Raw genomic sequence first — 18,896 nt, 5'->3', positions numbered from 1 at the left:
AGAGCCATTGTCGCATTTAATGTCAATAAGTTTAGAGTACAAGCTTGTCAATTTGATATATAATTCAAAAATATTATTATTGTTTTTCAATAATTTTTATATATTTGTTATCGTAAAACAATAATAAAATGAAAAATATCTCTACCTTAAGTACTATCATAAAGTACTTTTATTATGGATTGAATCTGTTTTTCTATTTGGCTTGCGCTGGCGCAATAGCTCTTTTCTTTAGCGGGAAAACGATTGAAACAGACGGCTGTGATGGCTTGGATAGTGTCAACTTTGGGGCGTGGGGTACTATCCTCTATACCGCTTGCTGTTTAGGGCTTTTTTATGTTTTCATTCTGGCTATTAACCATTTAAAACAGACCACTCCCTTCTTGCACAAAGGTGTTGGGTTTTCAGAACCTGTCTCAAATGGTTTTAAGAACGGCGGGAGATTCCTCGTCTATACAGGAATAGGAACAGCGCTACTTCAGTTTGTTGGACCACTGGTGCTCTTATCTAAACTTCAAATAAGTTTTGACAGTGTGTTCCTTACAGCCGTTTTTCTGGTGATTGTTGGGCTCTATTTTATGTTTTTTGGAGAAGCTTTTTTACAGGCTAAGGCCTTAAAAGAAGAAAATGAATTAACGGTTTAATAATTAGATTATGAATCCAATTAAGAAAACAAGAACACAAAATATCCTGCAGGTAATGCAGGCTATAAGTTGGCTCACATTTATATCGCTTCTCGTTCAAACAGGGATTTTAGCCTATTCATTTTTAATTCAGGTACAAATTAATCCTGAAAGTGCGAGTGAACTTTATAGTGGTCTTGACCTATTTGACACCATTACTAAGACACCGGTAGTCTATTACCTGATTACAATCTCAATAGTGGTGAGTTTCATATTCAAAACCTTGCTCTTATATTTTGTCACTCAGATTTTTGCCAAAATTAAATTTGAACGCCCCTTTACTCCTATCCTTAGTGTAATTGTATCAAAAATGAGTTACGTCTCGCTCACCATTGGTATCCTAAGCAATGTTTCCCTCCGCCTTAGTCAAGCTTTTCTTGATGCCGAAAATTTCTCAGTAATGAACGAATTTATAAAAGGCGCAGATGCCTTTATCCTTTTTGCAGGGATACTCTTTATTATTGCTCAAGTTTTAAAAAGAGGCGTCGAAATCCAAATAGAAAACGACCTAACCATATAGCCTATGCCCATCATTATAAACTTAGATGTCGTACTGGCAGATCGTAAAATGAGAAGCAAAGAGCTCGCAGAAATCGTAGGAATTACGGAGGCAAATCTGTCTATCTTAAAATCTGGAAAGGCGAAGGCTGTGAGGTTTTCTACACTTGAAGCTATATGTGAAGCTTTGGATTGTCAGCCTGGTGATATTTTAGAGTTTGCTCCGCTTTCGCGAAAGCGTACTACCTAAAAACGCCCCTCACGTCAACCTTATCTAAAACGATAGCGCTTAAAAGTTTCTATCGCCGCATAGTCTGCAAATCCGAGTTTATTGAACTGTTGGGCCGTGGCTCGATTTCTATCTTCGGCGCGTACCCAAAATTCTCTAGGGTCATCGCCCTGAAACATCACCCCGTCTTTTTGCGACTGATGGTAAAATATAGCTAATCGCTTCTTTATTACCTGATCTGGGCTCATAGGGACAGCCATATCCATTTCGTGTATTTCCCACTCGTGCCAAGCTCCACGATACAACCACACCCAACAATCTTTAAGACTTTTATGATCTTTTAGTTCTTCTAATGCAGCAAAGAGCGCTTCAAGACAAACTTTATGTGTTCCGTGAGGGTCTGCAAGGTCTCCTGCAGCATAGATCTGATGAGGCGCTACTTTTTTAATAATTTCTGTCATTAATTGTACGTCCACGCTACTAAGTTTGTTTTTCTTTTTTTGTCCAGTCTCGTAAAATGGTAAGTCTAAAAAATGAACGTTGCTCTCAGGTAATCCTAAAAAGGCAGTTGCCAGCAATGACTCTTCCCTACGGATTAACCCTTTGAGGTTGCGCACAGGCAAGGAACTAGTTCCTCCCGTAATCTCTTCTGTTAACTCAGAAATTATCATATCCATCGTTTTGATATCTGATGAATATTGTCTGGCGATACGGGCAAATTTGAGCGCCTCATTATTTGACACCGCAATGTTCCCAGACGTTTGATAGACCACGTGTACTTCGTGACCTTGTTCTACAAGCCTGTCAAAGGTTCCCCCCATAGAAATCACATCATCATCTGGATGTGGGCTAAATATGATGACTCTTTTGCGCTGTGGTTGAGACCGCTCAGGCCTGTAGGTATCATCTGCATTGTGTTTTCCTCCTGGCCATCCAGTAATGGACCTTTGTAGTGTATTAAATACTTTTATATTGAGGTCATAGGCCGTTCCCTCGATTTGGAGCAAATCGGACATATCGTGAGCATTATAATCCCTGTCCGTAAGTTTTAAAATAGATTTTTTAAGCTGCTTACTTAGCCAAATTACCGCTCGCCGTTTTAAAAGTTCGGTCCAATGACACGTCCCTACAAGCCAGGGTGTATTAATACGGGTAAGCTCTGAAGCGGCCTCAGTATCCAGAATGAATGTGGTATTACCGTGACGCTGTAAGTACGTAGCTGGAACCTCCGAAGATATTTCACCCTCTATGGTGTCCCTTAAAATCTGTGCCTTATGATTTCCCCATCCCAGCAGGACAATACGTTTTGCGACAAGTACAGTTCCTATTCCCATCGTAATTGCTTTGCGTGGTACATTCTGTATCCCCATAAATGAAGAAGATGCATCTACTCTGGTAATGTGGTCAAGGGTAACGAGTCGTGTCCTAGAATTGACATGAGAACCGGGTTCATTAAAACCAATGTGCCCCGTACGCCCTATTCCTAAAAGCTGAAAATCAAGACCGCCAGCGCTCTTAATTTTTAATTCGTAGGATTTACAATAATCCTCGATATCATCTGGAGCAACCGTACCGTCAGGAATATGAATATTTTCAGGGAGCACATCAATATGATCGAACAATTGCTCCTGCATAAAATAGTGATAGCTCTCAGGGTTTTCTCTAGAAAGCCCATAATACTCATCCAAATTAAAGGTGATTACATTCCTAAAGCTCAGTCCTTCTTCCTTGTGCAATCTAATAAGCTCATCGTAAACCCTAATAGGAGAAGATCCTGTGGCAAGTCCTAGAACACACTTACTACCTTGCTTACCCTTTTCCCGTATGAGCGCAGCAATTTCCTGAGCAACCATCTTAGAAGCGGTTATACTATCTTCAAAAACAACATTGTGTATTTTCTCGAGGCGCGTTTCTTCAATTGTACCTGCAGATTCATAGGCAATTGACTTATCAGTGATTTTCATAAGATTGAGTATTGATAAGCTCACTAAGATACTAAATATGAGATGAACAACTCCTAACCAAAATGAAGTAAATTGTATTTTAAAATTACGCTACTTCCGTTAGAAGCAGTGCAATTTTTCCATTTTCAAAAGATGTATTACAAATGGTTTGATTAGAAACCTATTTAAAACTAAAAATCCCAAACTCCTTTCGGAATTTGGGATTATAGTTTATCATACTGAGCGATTAATCTGCCAGTACAATTACTTTATTATTGTTCATCTCAACAGTACCGCTGGCAATGGCTAGTGACCATTTTCCATCAGACTCTTTAGTAAATTTTTTTTCAAAACCTTTAGCAATCGTAGGGCTACCTTCAAACTTTACTTTCCCTTCGTCCAGTAATGAAACAACGGCCGCGTGATTGTCTAACATTTGAAATTCACCATCTACACCTGGAACAGTAACGCTTTTTACTTCGCCACTTACTAATGATGCTTCTGGAGTTACAATTTCTAAGTGCATAATGCTAATGTTTATATCAATTACTTAGGGATTTCCCTCTCTGCCCTCCGGGCATCTCTCCCAGAGGGAGAGAAATAATTCGTTAGTTTAATAAAAATCGCTCTTAAGCTTCTGCAAGCATTTTCTCTCCAGCTTCGATTGTTTCTTCAATCGTTCCTTTAAGGTTAAATGCTGCTTCTGGAAGGTGGTCTAACTCACCGTCCATAATCATATTAAATCCTTTAATAGTATCCTTAATATCTACAAGAACTCCTTTAAGACCTGTAAACTGCTCTGCTACGTGGAATGGCTGTGATAAGAAACGTTGTACACGACGTGCACGGCCTACTGCCATTTTATCTTCTTCAGAAAGTTCTTCCATACCTAAGATGGCGATAATATCTTGAAGCTCCTTGTAACGTTGCAATAACTCTTTTACACGTTGTGCGCAGTTATAGTGAGCATCTCCTAGAATATCTGCCGTAAGGATACGTGAAGTAGAATCTAGAGGATCTACCGCTGGGTAGATACCTAGCTCTGCAATCTTACGAGAAAGTACGGTAGTTGCATCCAGGTGAGCAAACGTTGTTGCTGGCGCCGGATCTGTAAGGTCATCTGCAGGTACGTAAACCGCCTGTACAGATGTAATAGAACCTCTTTTAGTAGAAGTAATACGCTCTTGCATCGCTCCCATCTCTGTTGCAAGTGTAGGCTGGTAACCTACTGCAGATGGCATACGACCTAGAAGTGCAGACACCTCAGAACCTGCTTGTGTAAAACGGAAGATGTTATCTACGAAAAAGAGTACATCTTTCCCTTGTCCTTCTCCTGCTCCATCACGGAAATACTCGGCAATCGTAAGTCCAGAAAGTGCCACACGTGCACGTGCTCCTGGTGGCTCATTCATTTGTCCGAATACGAAAGTTGCTTTAGAATCTTTCATCACTTCTTTGTCTACCTTAGACAAATCCCATCCTCCTTCTTCCATAGAGTGCATAAAGTCGTCTCCGTATTTAATAATACCAGACTCGAGCATCTCTCTCAAAAGGTCGTTCCCCTCACGGGTACGTTCTCCTACTCCCGCAAAAACTGAAAGTCCTCCGTGACCTTTTGCAATATTGTTAATCAACTCCTGGATAAGTACAGTTTTACCTACTCCTGCTCCTCCAAATAATCCAATCTTACCACCCTTTGCATAAGGCTCGATAAGGTCAATTACTTTTATTCCTGTAAAAAGTACTTCTGTAGAGGTTGATAAATCTTCAAATTTAGGTGCATCACGGTGTATTGATAGTCCAGCATCACCTGCTTTAGGCAAGTTCTCCATACCATCAATCGCATCTCCGATTACATTAAAAAGACGACCGTAAACAGCGTCACCTACTGGCATCTGGATAGGTGCTCCTGTAGCAACTACATCCACACCACGGCTCAAACCATCTGTAGAGTCCATTGAGATCGTACGTACTGTGTTTTCTCCAATGTGTGACTGTACTTCAAGAACGAGTAGTGTTCCGTCTGAGTTTGTAACTTCTAGTGAGTCGTAAATTTTTGGCAATGCAGAACCGCTTGCAAATGCAACGTCTACTACTGGGCCAATGATTTGTGAAACTTTACCTGTAACTTGTGACATTAGTATCTATTTAATGTTTAGCATTATATAAGGTGCAAAATACCTCCTTTTTCAGAGCGCAAAGATACCTTTTTATTTTTTATAGAAAAATGCAAAATGTAAGTTTTTGTGTTAGATTTTATGGTGGCATTTTATGCTTTCGCGAAAGCGTACTCCTAACAGTTATCACTGATGCCAAAAAGAACATAACTTCTTAAATTAAAGTCGACACAGTAGCCAGTTCAAAAGGAATTCTGGCTGTCTTTAGCTGGTTTGTATAAATAAATTTAACTTCGCGCACCATCACATTTATATTTTTAATTATGGATCAATTTATAGATCAATTGTCTTTGAGTTTTGAAGACACCTTTTCACCTACGCAATACATTGCATACATTTTACTCTGCGCGGGGCTATTATTTCTTCTTGCGGTAGTTTACAGGAGGTTTGGCCAGTCTATTTCTAACAGAGCACAACTTTCTAAAGTACTGATGATTGTAGGTCTTACTACATTTATAATCATATCTATTGTAAAGTCTTCTCTTGCCCTCTCGCTGGGATTAGTTGGAGCCTTGTCTATTGTACGTTTTAGAACAGCAATTAAGGAACCAGAAGAGCTGGGATACTTCTTTATGGCGATCGCGATAGGATTGGGAATGGGAGCTAACCAACTTTTTCCCACACTCATTGGTTTTATAATATTGATGCTTATAGTGATTATACAGCACAAAGGGGGCGATTCATCCATTACTCAAAATATCTTAGTCGATATGCCGTGTGAGGCTGACCAACGAGCAGTAGTCATAAAGAATATTACCGATGCTATAAGTGCAAATACGCGCCAACTGGATGTAAAAAGAATCAAGCACGGAGAAAACAATATCGCTATAAACTATCTCGTGAAGGTTAAATCCTTTGATAACCTGAATAGCATAAATGAAAAACTTGTGGCTATTCATTCTAAAGTAGACGTTACGTTTATTGACAATTCGCTTTAAAAACTAAAAAAATGCAGATTACCCGCTCTAATTCAAAAAGAAACTGGTTACCTATAGCACTGGCTATTTTGGGAGTCATTCTTTTGAGTTTTTATGTACTGTACAACAACGCTGCGAGAAAATCTGATCGCGTTTCTTCTAGTCTTGATGAACTGAGTAAGAAAACTACTATTAATGGACTTAGCCTTAACTACAAAGAACTTCTAAAAGGGGAAGACGCAAAAATTTATGAAAATAGTGACCTGAAGGTGTATGCTGTAAATAAATCTGGTGTATCTAAAGTCATCTATGCCTATAAGGACGCTCCTAAAGGACGGGAGATTACGGATAATTTTTTCTTACATCTTTTTGTAAAAGACTCTACAAAGCTCATGGGGAATGCTCGTTTTATAAATCTTGATTTCTTTCAAACTGGAGAGCCCATAAGAACAGATAATAACATATACTATATTTTTCAGAGAGATTTAGTGAGTGCAAGTTACTTAGGTAAGGAGATACCCATAAGTGACATAGCATTTATAAGAACTGGACGCAATAAGCCAGGAGTAGATAGATCATTAGATTTGGGTAAAATTGTTATCAAGGACATCCCAGAAATAGAGCTTAACAGTAATCAGGATAAAATTTTTATTACTACAAAAGCAAAGGATTTTGAAAAAATCCTAAAAAAACGAAAACAAGCGCTAGACGTAGGTGTGTTATCCTCTGCAGATGGTGATCTAATAAATGGCGAAATCTCTCTCAATAATGGTGACAAAAAAGATATTGAGTTTAGGCTCAAAGGAGACTGGCCAGACCATTTGTTAGACAAAAAAAAATGGTCTTATAGAGTTGTGATGAAAGATGGAGAAACCTTTAAGGGTATGCGCAAATTCTCTATCCAGCACCCTAAAGTACGCAACTATTTATGGGAATGGTTGCTTAACAAAGTCATTAAAGACGAAGAAATTATAGGATTACGCTATGACTATGCAGAAGTTTACCTCAAGATTAAAGATCAGGAAAATGATGAGGATATTAATGTAGGGTTAATGGCAGTTGAGGAATCATTTGATAAAATTCTGATAGAAAGTAACAGAAAGAGAGAGGGCGTTATTGTAGCCTTTGATGAGTCTCTATACTGGTCTGACGTTAAGAAAGAACGACAACTAGAACTAGACAGAACTGCATATTCAAAATCATTAAGAGACGTGATGAAGGCTCCCATACGCGTTTTTAATGAAGGCAAAGTATTGAGCAACCCTGCTCTGGCTAAACAGTTTGAAACCGCAAAAGGACTTTTGGAGGGTTTAAGACAATCTAAATATCAGATTTCAGAGGTTTTTGATATGGACAAGTTAACCACCTTTGTTGCGATTAACAATCTTTTTGCCGGCTCTCACGGGCTGGTCTGGCATAATTTAAGAATGTATTACAATCCAATTACTGGAAAGCTTGAGCCCATCTCCTTTGACTCGATGAGTGGCAGGAAGTTAACCGAAATCACCCACTACCCATTTTCTGAAAATGACACCATTTATCAAAAACAGGTAAGGCAAAAGCTTGCACTCGTAAGCAGCACAGATTATATTAATAGCTTTTTATCTCGTCACAAGACAGAACTCTTAAAATTAAAGTCAGCATTATATACGGAGTATAACTACCTTTTTGACGATGAGATTTTAGCCTACAATAGTAATTTTATTAAAAAAACAATAGATCCGGCTATACTTATTACCTCTAGTCTTGTAAGCTACGATGATTCAAGTATGGACATACGCATAGACAACTTAACGTCATTTCCCGTTCAAATTAAAGATTTAGAACACAAAGATGGGCGTAAAATGAGTGTGGCACAATCTATAAAAGTAATCGCAGCAGACACCTCGCAAATTATAAGGTTTAAACTGAATAACTATTTTGTAAACGCTTTTGTCTCCAAAAAAAACAAAAAAGGAACGTTTCAATTTCCTAAAGATGTTTCAAAACTTAGAATACCACATTATGTAACTGGTGTGAAAGCGACTCAATTTTCAGAAATAAGGCCTTATAGCGTCAGCTTGCATTTAGATAAAAAAATAAGTTCCTATAAGGCATCCCATACGCCAAATGTGGATTTGTTTGACTTTATAAGTAACGTTTCAGATAGTATTCTTGCCTTTAGTAAAGGCTCGTTTAAACTGGAGCAAAATCTCGTTATTCCATCTGGATATGTGGTCAAAATTCCATCTGGATTTTCATTGGACTTTAAGAACAATGCTTCCATAAGATCAAAATCTGCACTTATCTGTACGGGAACTAAGGAAAATCCGGTACGGTTCTTTTCTTCAGACGGTACGGGACAAGGGATTTTTGTGACAGATGCCAGTAAAAGATCTAAGGTAACCTACACACAGTTTGACAATCTTTCTAATCCTCAATCTGAATTGTGGTCTGTATCTGGCGCAGTAAACTTTCACGAAAGTGATGTAACCATTACAAACAGTAGTTTTACAAATAATAGGTGTGAGGACGCACTCAACATCATTAGGTCTGAGTTTGTGATGACAGATACTGTTTTTGAAAACACACAGTCAGACTCCTTTGACGGGGATTTTGTAAATGGAAGTCTTAATCGATGTTCCTTTATTAATTCTGGAAACGACGGGATAGATGTTTCAGGCTCTGTCCTTAAACTAAACGATATCACGGTCACAAATCCGTCAGACAAAGCTATAAGCGCAGGAGAAAATAGCACTATTACGGGCCAAAATGTTACTGTTTCTGGCGGTGAGATAGGTGTTGTGAGTAAAGACCTTTCGGATGTGACGCTTACAAATCTCAATATTACAGATACGAGACTAGGACTTTCGGCATTCCAGAAAAAATCAGAATATGGCGTAGCCTCCATAGATGTAAGAGAGCTCTCATTTAAAAACGTAAGTGTAGAACACCTTATAGAAGTCAATTCTACCCTGAAAATAGATGATGTGGCCGTAGAGACCGTATCTAACAATGTGATAGACCAAATGTATGGAAAGGAGTACGGAAAAAGCAGCCGTTAAGGAGACGAGCGAGATTTTTCAGAATCTCCGGTATGAGCGCAAATTCATTTACACGCACAAATTACCTCAAGATATTATCGAGACAGAGGTACTGGTAAACTCTTTTTGCTTTCACGAAATTTTTTACCGCCGCACCGTAAACAATATTTACTATGACGACCCATCGATGTCCTTTTATCATCAAAACGTTGCAGGTGACGACAAACGGCATAAATACCGACTACGATGGTACGGAGATACTTTTTCTAAAATTGAAAATCCCATTTTAGAAATCAAAAAGAAAATGGGAGCCGTAGGAGATAAACTCTCGTTTAAGCTTGATGGATTCTCCCATAATCTTGAGTATAATTCTATTGCCTCAACTGAGAACGCCATACTTGAAAAAATAGCCCAAATCAACAATCCTGAGCTTCTTATTAATCTAAAACAGCTGTCGCCAGCACTATTCAACGCCTACGAGCGCAGGTATTTCTTGTCAGATTGTGAGAAGTTTAGAATTACCATAGATTATAATATGGTATTTTATAATCCAGATTTTAAAAACAAACAAGCTTCTAAAGCCACATTACAGGACGTAGTTTTAGAGCTCAAGTATAAAGTCGAAGATGACAAAGAGGCGCGAAAACTCACGCAACAACTTACCGCTCGCCTCTCTAAAAATTCTAAATATGTAAGAGGTGTAAATCTCATACAACATCATAAAGAGACCTAGATGAGCCAGAATTTAACTCGAACCTTACTCATCATAGCCCTTTGCGCGCTCTTTATTCATTGTAAAACGGTAGATGTTTATGAGTATCCCGCTTTCGCGAAAAGCGGAAACCTAAACGCCGTCATCGAAATTCCCGCCGGCACAAACACAAAAATTGAATATCATCCCAAAACCAAAAAATTTACTCCAGACCAGCGCAATGGTAAAACTCGCATTATCGAGTTCTTGCCTTATCCAGCAAATTATGGTTTTATCCCCGGTACCCTGTCTGAAAAAAATAAAGGTGGTGATGGAGATGCCTTAGACATTTTAGTGCTATGTCCTACTCTAAAAACAGGAACCGTTATTGAGGTAACCCCAATCGCGATGATTGATCTTCTGGATGATGGAGAGATGGACACAAAAATCCTAGCAATTCCAGCAGATGAACACTTAAGAACTATTTCCTCAGAAAGTCTAATAGATCTTAATACAAAATACCCTGGGGCAGTAGAAATTATTGTAGACTGGTTTCAAAACTATGATACTCGCGACGATGCCCTAATACGAGGTGTTCTGGATGAAAAAGCGGCAGTTTTGGAGATTCAGAAAAATTTAAAATTCTGAGTTTTTTAAAATAAAAAGGTTTCACAACTCAATGATGTAATACCCTTTCGATTTTTCGCTTAGGCGTGTTTAAAACGCTACTCTACAGTAACAGACTTTGCAAGATTACGCGGTTGGTCTACATTCTTCTCCAGCATAACCGCAATATGATACGACAATAACTGTAATGGAATTGTTGTTAAGAGTGGCGTTAAGGCCTCCATAGTTTCTGGAATCTCTATAATATGGTCAGCAAGTCTTTTTACCTCGGTGTCGCCAGCGGTCACTATACCTATGATTTTACCACTACGTGCTTTAATCTCTTCAATATTACTTACCACTTTCTCATAATGACCCTTTTTTGTGGCAATAACAATTACGGGCATTTGCTCATCTATAAGAGCAATAGGTCCGTGTTTCATCTCGGCTGCAGGGTACCCCTCTGCGTGGATATATGAGATCTCTTTAAGTTTTAACGCTCCCTCAAGTGCAACTGGAAAGTTATAACCTCTTCCTAAATACAATGCGTTAGACACATCTTTATACTGCTCTGCAACAAATTTTACGTGCTCATTAGACTCTAGTGCAGTCTTCACTTTTGTCGGAATTCTTTCTAACTCTTGTAAATAAGCGTAGAAGGTAGAAGTTGTGATTGCTCCCTTCTTTTTTGCGAGTTTTAATGCGATAAGTGTTAATACGGTGATTTGAGTTGTAAATGCTTTTGTTGACGCCACACCTATCTCGGGTCCTGCGTGTGTGTATGCTCCTGCGTGCGTTTCTCGAGAGATTGAGGATCCTACGACATTACAAACCCCAAAAACAAAAGCTCCTTGCTCTTTTGCAAGTTTAATAGCGGCCATAGTATCTGCTGTTTCTCCACTTTGAGAAATAGCTATTACAACATCATCTTTATAAATAACGGGATTCCTGTATCGAAACTCTGACGCGTACTCGACCTCTACAGGAATTCTTGAGAATTCCTCAAAAATGTATTCGGCTACCAAACCAGCGTGCCAGGATGTTCCACAGGCAACAATGATGATGCGACGTGCGTTTAAGAACTTATCAATATTATCATCTACTCCAGCCATTTTAATAAGGCCTTCATTTACTCTCATACGGCCTCTAAAGGTGTCTGTTATCGCAGCGGGTTGCTCATAAATTTCTTTGAGCATAAAATGGTCGTAACCTCCTTTTTCAATTTGCTCAAGATTAAGTTGTAATTCCTGGATATAGGGAACGACTAGGGTGTCATCCTTTATCTTTCTAATTTTAAGATCCTTATGGCGTCTTACGATGGCCATTTCCCCATCTTCAAGATAGATTGCATTGTTCGTATACTCAATGAAGGGTGTTGCGTCTGATGCTATAAAAAACTCATCGTCTCCCACTCCTATGGCCAGAGGGCTTCCTAGTCGTGCGACAATAATCTCGTCTGGCTTTGTTTTATCAAAAACTGCAATAGCATAAGCTCCGACGGTCTGGTTAAGTGCTATTTGTACTGCCTTTCCTAATTTTACACCTTCTTTTGTTTTTACATCTTCTATGAGGTTTACGAGAACCTCTGTATCTGTGTCTGATGTAAAGGCATAACCACGCTTAAGCAACTCCTGACGCAATGCATCATAATTCTCAATGATTCCGTTATGGATGATCACTAGATTACCAGAATTAGAATAATGAGGATGAGAATTTACATCATTAGGAACTCCGTGAGTTGCCCATCTTGTATGACCTATAGCTATAGAACCCTCTGTAGAAATTTCTTTTTCTAAACGTTTTTTAAGGTCTGCTACTTTACCTTTTGTTTTTGAGACTTTAAGATCCTTACCGTCGTACAAGGCAATTCCTGCACTATCATATCCTCGATACTCTAAGCGCTGCAAACCCTGCAAGACTATAGGGTAAGCTTCCCTATGACCGATGTAACCTACAATTCCGCACATAGTTCTGGGTATATTTGGGTTTTTACAATCCTAAGATACGCCCGCAAGGAGTATCTGGATTAATCTCTTCTGTAAGAGTATAATTAATTCTCAGCTTTAGTCTTTTATCTTCATCTACACTTCGGTTACCGTGAAGAATCGTTCCTTCCTGAGAAATTATATTAGTAGATGGAATTCGTCTATCTAATATCTCACCATTCTCACCGCGCACTCTCGAACTTGAGGCATTTAAAACATTTTGAGAAACTGTTAATGCAAGATTTACATTTGCAGAGTCATTTACCACTATATTGTTTAGATGTCTTGTGATACGTATTCTATAGCTTTCTCCTGGACTTGTTCTGTCGCCTTCAATTTCTCTAGTTAATCTGCCCAAATGGTTTGTTCTAGAACTTACAGCACCATCGTTACCAGCCGAAAGGTCAATCTGTCCATCTATCAACGTGCGATTATTGTCATAATCATAAATAAAAATCCTTTCTGGTTCCAAAACTCCGGTCCCAGCTCCTAATTGGTCTTGATCTACAAAAAATATTAGGTTGGCCTCGTTTATTATGACATTACAAGACTTTAAGATATCTAATTGATCTTCTATACCGTCCTCGTCCCGATCTGGAAATAAATTTATAACGGCTATTGATCCATTTCCTCCCTTTAAGTAAAGATTATCCTCACCGTCTAGCACGTCTGCATTATTGATATCATTCTGGATTGCAGGATTAAATTCTCCATCAATTCCTAGAACTTGCACACCTCCAAAATTTAGGGCAATAGAACTATTTTCTGTAGTTTCGACCTCATCGTCTCCCGAATCGTCAGTGCCTGAAAATTGGTAAAAAGCCGTAATATTTGCACCGTCATAATTAAAAAGAATGTAACTCCCATTACCGTTTACCGCCTCTGCTTTTATATAAATACCTCTAAAATAATCTCTAAAATTATTTTGGTTTAATAAGTTTTCTGAATTTTCTTGATTAATCAAATTTTGTGTGAAATAATCATTATCTAGTTTTACTCTAAGAGATGGTGCCAGTCTACTTGCTATTTCAATTTCAGATGACTCCTCTAAAGGATTGCCTATTGAGTCTAATCTGATTTCTAGATTGCTAGGAATAAAAGCTTCGTCTTCGTAAAGCAAGTCACCCTCTATACCGTCAAAATCTCTAAATTCATCAGAAAAATATACAGCAGCAGATTCAAAGTTATCATCTGGGTCTAGATCGTTCAAGAAATAATTAGAACGATAAATAGAAAGCTTCATAGGTCCCGTATTGCTAAATATAGAATCTAAAGTATACGTGGTGTTCCCATCCTCATCTGTTTCTTCTCTAGAACTAAAGTATGGTAGTGTAAGATATACACCGGTTAATTCAGGATTATCGCCAAAGCTAGGATCAAACCTAGACAAAGTAACTTGAGAGAGAGCAGATACTGTCGCAGTACCGTAAACAGGGTCATTATACACCCCTATCGCTCCTACTGGAAGATTATTTGTCTGTACTGCATCAAACCTGACGCTGTATGAAGTAATGTCAATTTCTGCGGTAAGTCCTGTATCAAAATTAACTTGATCTACAAGACCTGCACCAGCACCACCAAAATCATTTGTACAAGCAACCGCTCCCAAAAGAGCAAAGACACAAACTGCCGTTCGTGTCAATAATTTATATAATTTCATATTCTCTATTCTTCCTTTAAAACCTTGGTCGTGTAGAACTCCTCATAAGCTTGAGCAAACTCTTCTTTCTTCTTGTAAGGTAACGCTGGTATTTTCGTAGTATTTACCAACTTCATTAAATTTTCTTCTAGATGCTCAGAACCTACAATCGTTGCGTCAGAATTACGCAAAGAAACTTTCATTAAGTTTTCGTACGTCGGATCTTCAAGCTCAGATATACTTGCTGGATCTATTCCGTCAAAGGCAATTTTATTAATCATCTCCTTACTTAACGATCCTTCATAACCTTGATTGTATATAGAGGTTACTATTTTACTCTCGCTAAATAAAGGCTCACTTGCATAATAATGCTTAAGATATAGCGGTAGTAAAGATGCTAACCAACCGTGTACGTGAATGATATCTGGAGACCAGTTTAATTTTTTAACTGTTTCTACAACTCCTTTAGCAAAAAAAATAGCACGTTCATCATTATCTGGAAAGAGTTTCCCCTCTTCATCTGTAAACGTCGCTTTGCGTTTAAAGTATTCTTCGTTATCTATAAAATAGACCTGCATGCGCTCTTTAGGGATAGACGCAACTTTTATGATCAGAGGCATATCAAAATCGTTGATAACCAGATTCATACCAGAAAGGCGAATCACCTCGTGTAGCTGGTGCCTACGCTCATTTATATTTCCGTAGCGCGGCATAAAAATGCGTATCTGACCGCCCTTAGCATTAACCATTTGAGGAGCTTCAAACGACATAGAGGCAATCTCGGTCTCTGGTAAATAAGGAATAACTTCAGACGACACGTACAAAATCCTCTTTTCTTTCATAAAAATATTCTTAGGTTGTTAATCTGTTCAAAAAACACGCAAAAGTACGAATTTTTGCCCACTTTGCCTTAAAAATGGTAAGTTTGCAGCCCGTTAAAGTTTTGGTAAAGTGCGTGCAATAACTAGTAAAGAAGCAATCTTAAAAGCTGTCTTAGAGGCAAAAAAGAAGAATAATACCGTAGGTTTTGTCCCTACGATGGGAGCGCTGCACAAAGGACACCTTTCCCTTATAGACTATGCCTTAGAATGTTGTGAGGTTGTTGTCGTGAGTATTTTTGTGAATCCCACACAATTTAATAACGCTGCCGACTTAGAAAAATACCCTCGCACTGTAGATGCAGACCTTGAACTTTTAAGCTCATACCAATCGCAAGTTTTAGTTTATGTCCCATCTGTAAATGTAATTTATGAAGGTGATGTTGTGTCAAAATCATACAATTTTGGCTCTTTAGAAGATGTTATGGAGGGAGAACACCGGCCAGGACATTTTGACGGCGTGGGTACGGTACTCAATCATCTTTTTAGACAAGTACAGCCGGACAAGGCATTTTTTGGCGAAAAAGATTACCAGCAATTAAAGATTGTTGAGAAGTTAGTAGAAAAGGAAAAACTTTCTGTTCAAATTTTGGGGTGCCCTATTTACAGGCAACCTGATGGGCTTGCAATGAGTAGTCGCAATGCAAGACTTACCCAAAAGCAACTCGCAACCGCTCCTTTTATTCATAAAATTTTGAAGGAGGCACGAGAAAGATTTAGCTCGACATCAGCAAATGAACTTCGTAAATGGGTCCAAGCGCAATTTGCCTCTCAAGACGGTCTGGAGCTAGAATACTTTGAAATTGCTAATATTAAAAATCTCAGTCCGCTTTCGCGAAAGCGTAAAAATCAAAAGTACCGCGCTTTTATCGCTGCCTTTGCTGGAGAAATCAGGCTTATAGATAATATTGCACTTAACTAAATTAATTACCTTTGTATCATGTTAGTAAATGTTGTAAAATCAAAAATTCATCGCGTTAAGGTTACTGGAGCAGAGCTTCATTATATTGGGAGTATTACCATAGATGAGGACTTAATGGATGCTGCAAATGTAATTGAAGGCGAGCGCGTGCAGATCGTAAATGTGACAAATGGAGAACGTTTGGAAACATACGCCATTCCAGGACCTCGTAATAGCGGAGAAATCACCTTAAACGGTGCTGCTGCTCGTAAAGTAGCAAAGGGAGATATCCTTATTCTTATCGTTTATGCTTTTATGGAACTGGAAGAAGCAAAGAAATTTAAGCCTACGCTTTGCTTCCCTAACGAAGAAACAAACTTGCTCAAATAAACATTGGCAAACAAAAAACATATAGGCCTTGCGCTTAAAATTATACTCCCACTCGTGGGAGTTTTTTTGATGTGGTATTCTCTTAACGAAATGAGTGCTGCCAGGCGTTTAGAAATGTGGGAAGCTATAAAGGGAGTAAATCCCCTGTGGGTGGTCATCTCATTATTTTTTGCCACCTGTAGTCATCTATCGCGAGCATACCGGTGGAAGTTTATGCTAGAACCTATGGGCTATTCGCCTAGACTTTGGAACAGCTTCTCTGCAGTAATGATTGCCTATTTTGCAAACACTTTTATTTTGAGATCTGGCGAGATATTAAGGGGTGTTGTTATCAGTAAATCTGAAAAAATCCCTTTTGAAAAAGCCTTTGGCTCCATAATTTCTGAACGTATTGCAGATCTTGCGGTGTTACTCGTCATTATGACTACTGCGATTGTATTACAGTCTACGACACTTATAGATTATTTTAAGACGGCTGCAAACCCGCTTCCGTCCATCATAGGACTGGCAGTATTGCTCACCATTGGAATTTTAGGATTGCGTATTCTTAAAAAATCTTCACATCCATTTATTATAAAAGTTCGAGATTTTGGACTCGGTATTTTAGAAGGCGTAAAAAGCATTCTGAATATGAAGAAAAATGCAGCTTTTATTTTCCATACGCTATTTATATGGACAATGTATATTGCTATGTTTTGGGTGATGAAATTTACAGTCCCCGGGCTAGAAGAAGCTCCTCTAGGAGTAATCCTCGCCGCGTTTGTTGTAGGAGCATTTTCTATGAGTGCTACTAATGCGGGAATGGGAATTTATCCTATAGCAATGGGCGCTATCTTTTCTTTTTTTGGATTTTTATACGAAGATGCTTTTACCTTTGGTTGGATTATTTGGGGCACGCAAACCATATTTAACATTATTGTTGGAGGCATTTGCGGCTTGTTTTTCGTGCTCGCTCAGAGAAAAGTATAACTTTCCGTATTTTACGCATCCTAATTCTTAAAACCCCACGATGAAAAAGACAATCCTACTATTGTTTCTTTTAGTTTCCGCTTTCGCGAAAGCGCAAGTAGAATACAGAGAACTCACCTCCGAAAAACTAGGCGCCACTCGTCAAATCAAAGTACAACTCCCTAGAAATTACAGTGCAAACACTGAGAAAAACTATCCCGTTATCATAGTGATGGATGGAGACTATCTTTTTGAACCCGTTGCTGGAAACGTAGATTATTATAGCTATTGGGAAGAAATGCCTGATGCCATTGTAGTCGGGATACTTCAAGGAGACACGCGCGATGATGACACCTTTTATGATGATGTAAATTTTCTTCCAGACGATACAGGAGCCGCTTTTTTTGAATTTGTGGGCCTTGAGCTTATGCCTTATCTCGATGCAAACTACCGCACGGCAAACTTTAGAATTGCCGTAGGTCACGACCTCACCGCAAATTTTATAAACTTTTATCTTATGAAAGATCCATCGCTTTTTCAGGGATACATATCCTTGAGCCCGGACCTTTCTCCTATGATGGAAGAGCGACTCGTCCAGCGTCTAGGTGCTGTAGAGCAAAAGGTTTTTTATTATCTCGCTACCGCTACAGATGATATCAAAGTATTACGAGAGCCCATAAACGCTCTTAACGGACAGCTCAATACGGTGAGCAATCCTATGGTGAAAACATACTTTGATAATTTTGATGAGGCTACACACTACTCCTTAGTGGGTCGTGCGATACCACAAGCGCTTGAAGATATATTTTCTATATCAAGACCTATAAGTAAAAAAGAATACAAGGAAACTATTCTCAATCTTCCAGGTTCACCCTATGATTATCTCATCGAGAAATATGCAGTTGTTAAGGAACTTTTTGGTCTAGATGAAAAGATTAGAGTAAATGACTTCATCGCCACCTCAACTGCACTCGAAAAACGCTCAGATTGGGAAGGACTAGAGCGTCTAGGAAAACTTGCAAGACAACAATATCCAGACACCATGTTAGGTAATTATTATCTAGCCTTATCTATGGAAAACACAGGGTCTCCCAAAAAGGCGATGAAAACGTACCAGAATGGATTTCTATTAGAAGAGGTTGCTTTTATTACAAAAGATCTGATGCTGGATAAAGCAGCAAAAATTAAGGAAGACTTTGGGTACTAAAAACGCATTTACATAGCGATACAAATTAAAATGAGGCTGTCTTAAAAGGCAGTCTCTTTTTTTTTGAATACTTTTCAGTATTTCGTATCTTCATGGTATGAAAGCCAGTCCTGTCTGGAAGACCAACAACCAGTCCCAGTTGAGTCTTCTCCCACCAAGTTATGATGATTTTGTTCCGGAGAAC

At 38.7% G+C, this 18,896-nt stretch carries 17 protein-coding genes; 11 read left to right on the top strand and 6 right to left on the bottom strand.

The features are described 5' to 3' along the window. Positions 1 to 128: 128 nt before the first annotated feature. Genes EAX61_RS14300 through EAX61_RS14290 form a run of 3 tightly spaced genes read left to right on the top strand, consistent with a single transcriptional unit; the run spans position 129 to position 1,428 of the window. Positions 129 to 641 carry a hypothetical protein gene (locus EAX61_RS14300; protein ID WP_121918395.1) on the top strand — a complete coding sequence of 171 codons (513 nt, stop codon included), beginning with the start codon at positions 129 to 131 and terminating at the stop codon, positions 639 to 641. Between the two features lie 10 nt (positions 642 to 651). Continuing rightward, a complete protein-coding gene (locus tag EAX61_RS14295; protein ID WP_121918394.1) occupies positions 652 to 1,200 on the top strand; it encodes a DUF2975 domain-containing protein in 549 nt (182 codons plus the stop codon). Between the two features lie 3 nt (positions 1,201 to 1,203). Next, positions 1,204 to 1,428: a helix-turn-helix domain-containing protein gene (locus tag EAX61_RS14290; protein WP_121918393.1), complete on the top strand. Its 225-nt coding sequence runs from the start codon at positions 1,204 to 1,206 to the stop codon at positions 1,426 to 1,428. Positions 1,429 to 1,448: 20 nt separating this feature from the next. Here the strand turns inward: EAX61_RS14290 and nagB are convergent, their stop codons facing one another. From nagB to atpD, 3 genes are all read right to left on the bottom strand, one after another. After that, on the bottom strand, positions 1,449 to 3,371 hold the full coding sequence (nagB, locus tag EAX61_RS14285) for a glucosamine-6-phosphate deaminase (protein WP_121918392.1): 1,923 nt from the start codon (positions 3,369 to 3,371) through the stop codon (positions 1,449 to 1,451). A gap of 226 nt (positions 3,372 to 3,597) precedes the next feature. Beyond that, positions 3,598 to 3,876: a F0F1 ATP synthase subunit delta/epsilon gene (locus EAX61_RS14280; RefSeq protein ID WP_121918391.1), complete on the bottom strand. Its 279-nt coding sequence runs from the start codon at positions 3,874 to 3,876 to the stop codon at positions 3,598 to 3,600. A 103-nt stretch (positions 3,877 to 3,979) separates the two neighbouring features. Then, on the bottom strand, positions 3,980 to 5,488 hold the full coding sequence (gene atpD, locus EAX61_RS14275) for a F0F1 ATP synthase subunit beta (protein WP_121918390.1): 1,509 nt from the start codon (positions 5,486 to 5,488) through the stop codon (positions 3,980 to 3,982). A 302-nt stretch (positions 5,489 to 5,790) separates the two neighbouring features. Here atpD and EAX61_RS14270 point away from each other — a divergent pair, with 302 nt between their 5' ends. From EAX61_RS14270 to EAX61_RS14255, 4 genes are read left to right on the top strand one after another with little or no spacing between them, the layout of a single operon-like run. Further along, the gene (locus EAX61_RS14270; protein ID WP_121918389.1) at positions 5,791 to 6,465 is read left to right on the top strand and encodes a DUF4956 domain-containing protein; all 675 of its coding nucleotides are present in this window, start codon (positions 5,791 to 5,793) and stop codon (positions 6,463 to 6,465) included. Between the two features lie 11 nt (positions 6,466 to 6,476). Continuing rightward, positions 6,477 to 9,488, top strand: coding sequence for a CotH family protein (locus EAX61_RS14265; RefSeq protein WP_121918388.1), 3,012 nt, complete (start codon positions 6,477 to 6,479; stop codon positions 9,486 to 9,488). Further along, on the top strand, positions 9,457 to 10,200 hold the full coding sequence (locus EAX61_RS14260) for a VTC domain-containing protein (protein WP_121918387.1): 744 nt from the start codon (positions 9,457 to 9,459) through the stop codon (positions 10,198 to 10,200). The genes EAX61_RS14265 and EAX61_RS14260 overlap by 32 nt, the downstream gene beginning before the upstream one ends. Next, entirely contained in the window at positions 10,201 to 10,806 is a 606-nt protein-coding gene (locus EAX61_RS14255) for an inorganic diphosphatase (RefSeq protein WP_121918386.1), read from the top strand. Positions 10,807 to 10,883: 77 nt separating this feature from the next. Here EAX61_RS14255 and glmS read toward each other — a convergent pair whose 3' ends face one another. Genes glmS through EAX61_RS14240 form a run of 3 tightly spaced genes read right to left on the bottom strand, consistent with a single transcriptional unit; the run spans position 10,884 to position 15,230 of the window. After that, positions 10,884 to 12,731 (bottom strand): glutamine--fructose-6-phosphate transaminase (isomerizing), encoded by a 1,848-nt coding sequence (gene glmS / locus EAX61_RS14250; protein WP_121918385.1) that lies wholly within the window; start codon positions 12,729 to 12,731, stop codon positions 10,884 to 10,886. Positions 12,732 to 12,753: 22 nt separating this feature from the next. Continuing rightward, positions 12,754 to 14,409: a BamH family beta-barrel-assembly machinery protein gene (gene bamH, locus EAX61_RS14245; RefSeq protein ID WP_121918384.1), complete on the bottom strand. Its 1,656-nt coding sequence runs from the start codon at positions 14,407 to 14,409 to the stop codon at positions 12,754 to 12,756. Between the two features lie 5 nt (positions 14,410 to 14,414). Further along, the gene (locus EAX61_RS14240; RefSeq protein WP_121918383.1) at positions 14,415 to 15,230 is read right to left on the bottom strand and encodes a glycogen/starch synthase; all 816 of its coding nucleotides are present in this window, start codon (positions 15,228 to 15,230) and stop codon (positions 14,415 to 14,417) included. A gap of 109 nt (positions 15,231 to 15,339) precedes the next feature. Here EAX61_RS14240 and panC point away from each other — a divergent pair, with 109 nt between their 5' ends. From panC to EAX61_RS14220, 4 genes are read left to right on the top strand one after another with little or no spacing between them, the layout of a single operon-like run. Further along, positions 15,340 to 16,188: a pantoate--beta-alanine ligase gene (gene panC / locus EAX61_RS14235; RefSeq protein WP_121918382.1), complete on the top strand. Its 849-nt coding sequence runs from the start codon at positions 15,340 to 15,342 to the stop codon at positions 16,186 to 16,188. Positions 16,189 to 16,206: 18 nt separating this feature from the next. Then, positions 16,207 to 16,557: an aspartate 1-decarboxylase gene (gene panD, locus EAX61_RS14230; RefSeq protein ID WP_121918381.1), complete on the top strand. Its 351-nt coding sequence runs from the start codon at positions 16,207 to 16,209 to the stop codon at positions 16,555 to 16,557. Positions 16,558 to 16,560: 3 nt separating this feature from the next. Beyond that, a complete protein-coding gene (locus tag EAX61_RS14225; RefSeq protein WP_236642058.1) occupies positions 16,561 to 17,526 on the top strand; it encodes a lysylphosphatidylglycerol synthase transmembrane domain-containing protein in 966 nt (321 codons plus the stop codon). Between the two features lie 40 nt (positions 17,527 to 17,566). Beyond that, positions 17,567 to 18,712 (top strand): alpha/beta hydrolase, encoded by a 1,146-nt coding sequence (locus EAX61_RS14220; RefSeq protein ID WP_121918380.1) that lies wholly within the window; start codon positions 17,567 to 17,569, stop codon positions 18,710 to 18,712. Positions 18,713 to 18,896: the final 184 nt, after the last annotated feature.

Origin of the sequence: Dokdonia sinensis, from assembly GCF_003688895.1 — a bacterium.
GTDB lineage: Bacteria > Bacteroidota > Bacteroidia > Flavobacteriales > Flavobacteriaceae > Dokdonia > Dokdonia sinensis.
Note: the sequence above shows the minus strand (reverse complement) of the source record. Positions and strands in the feature narration are given on the sequence as shown.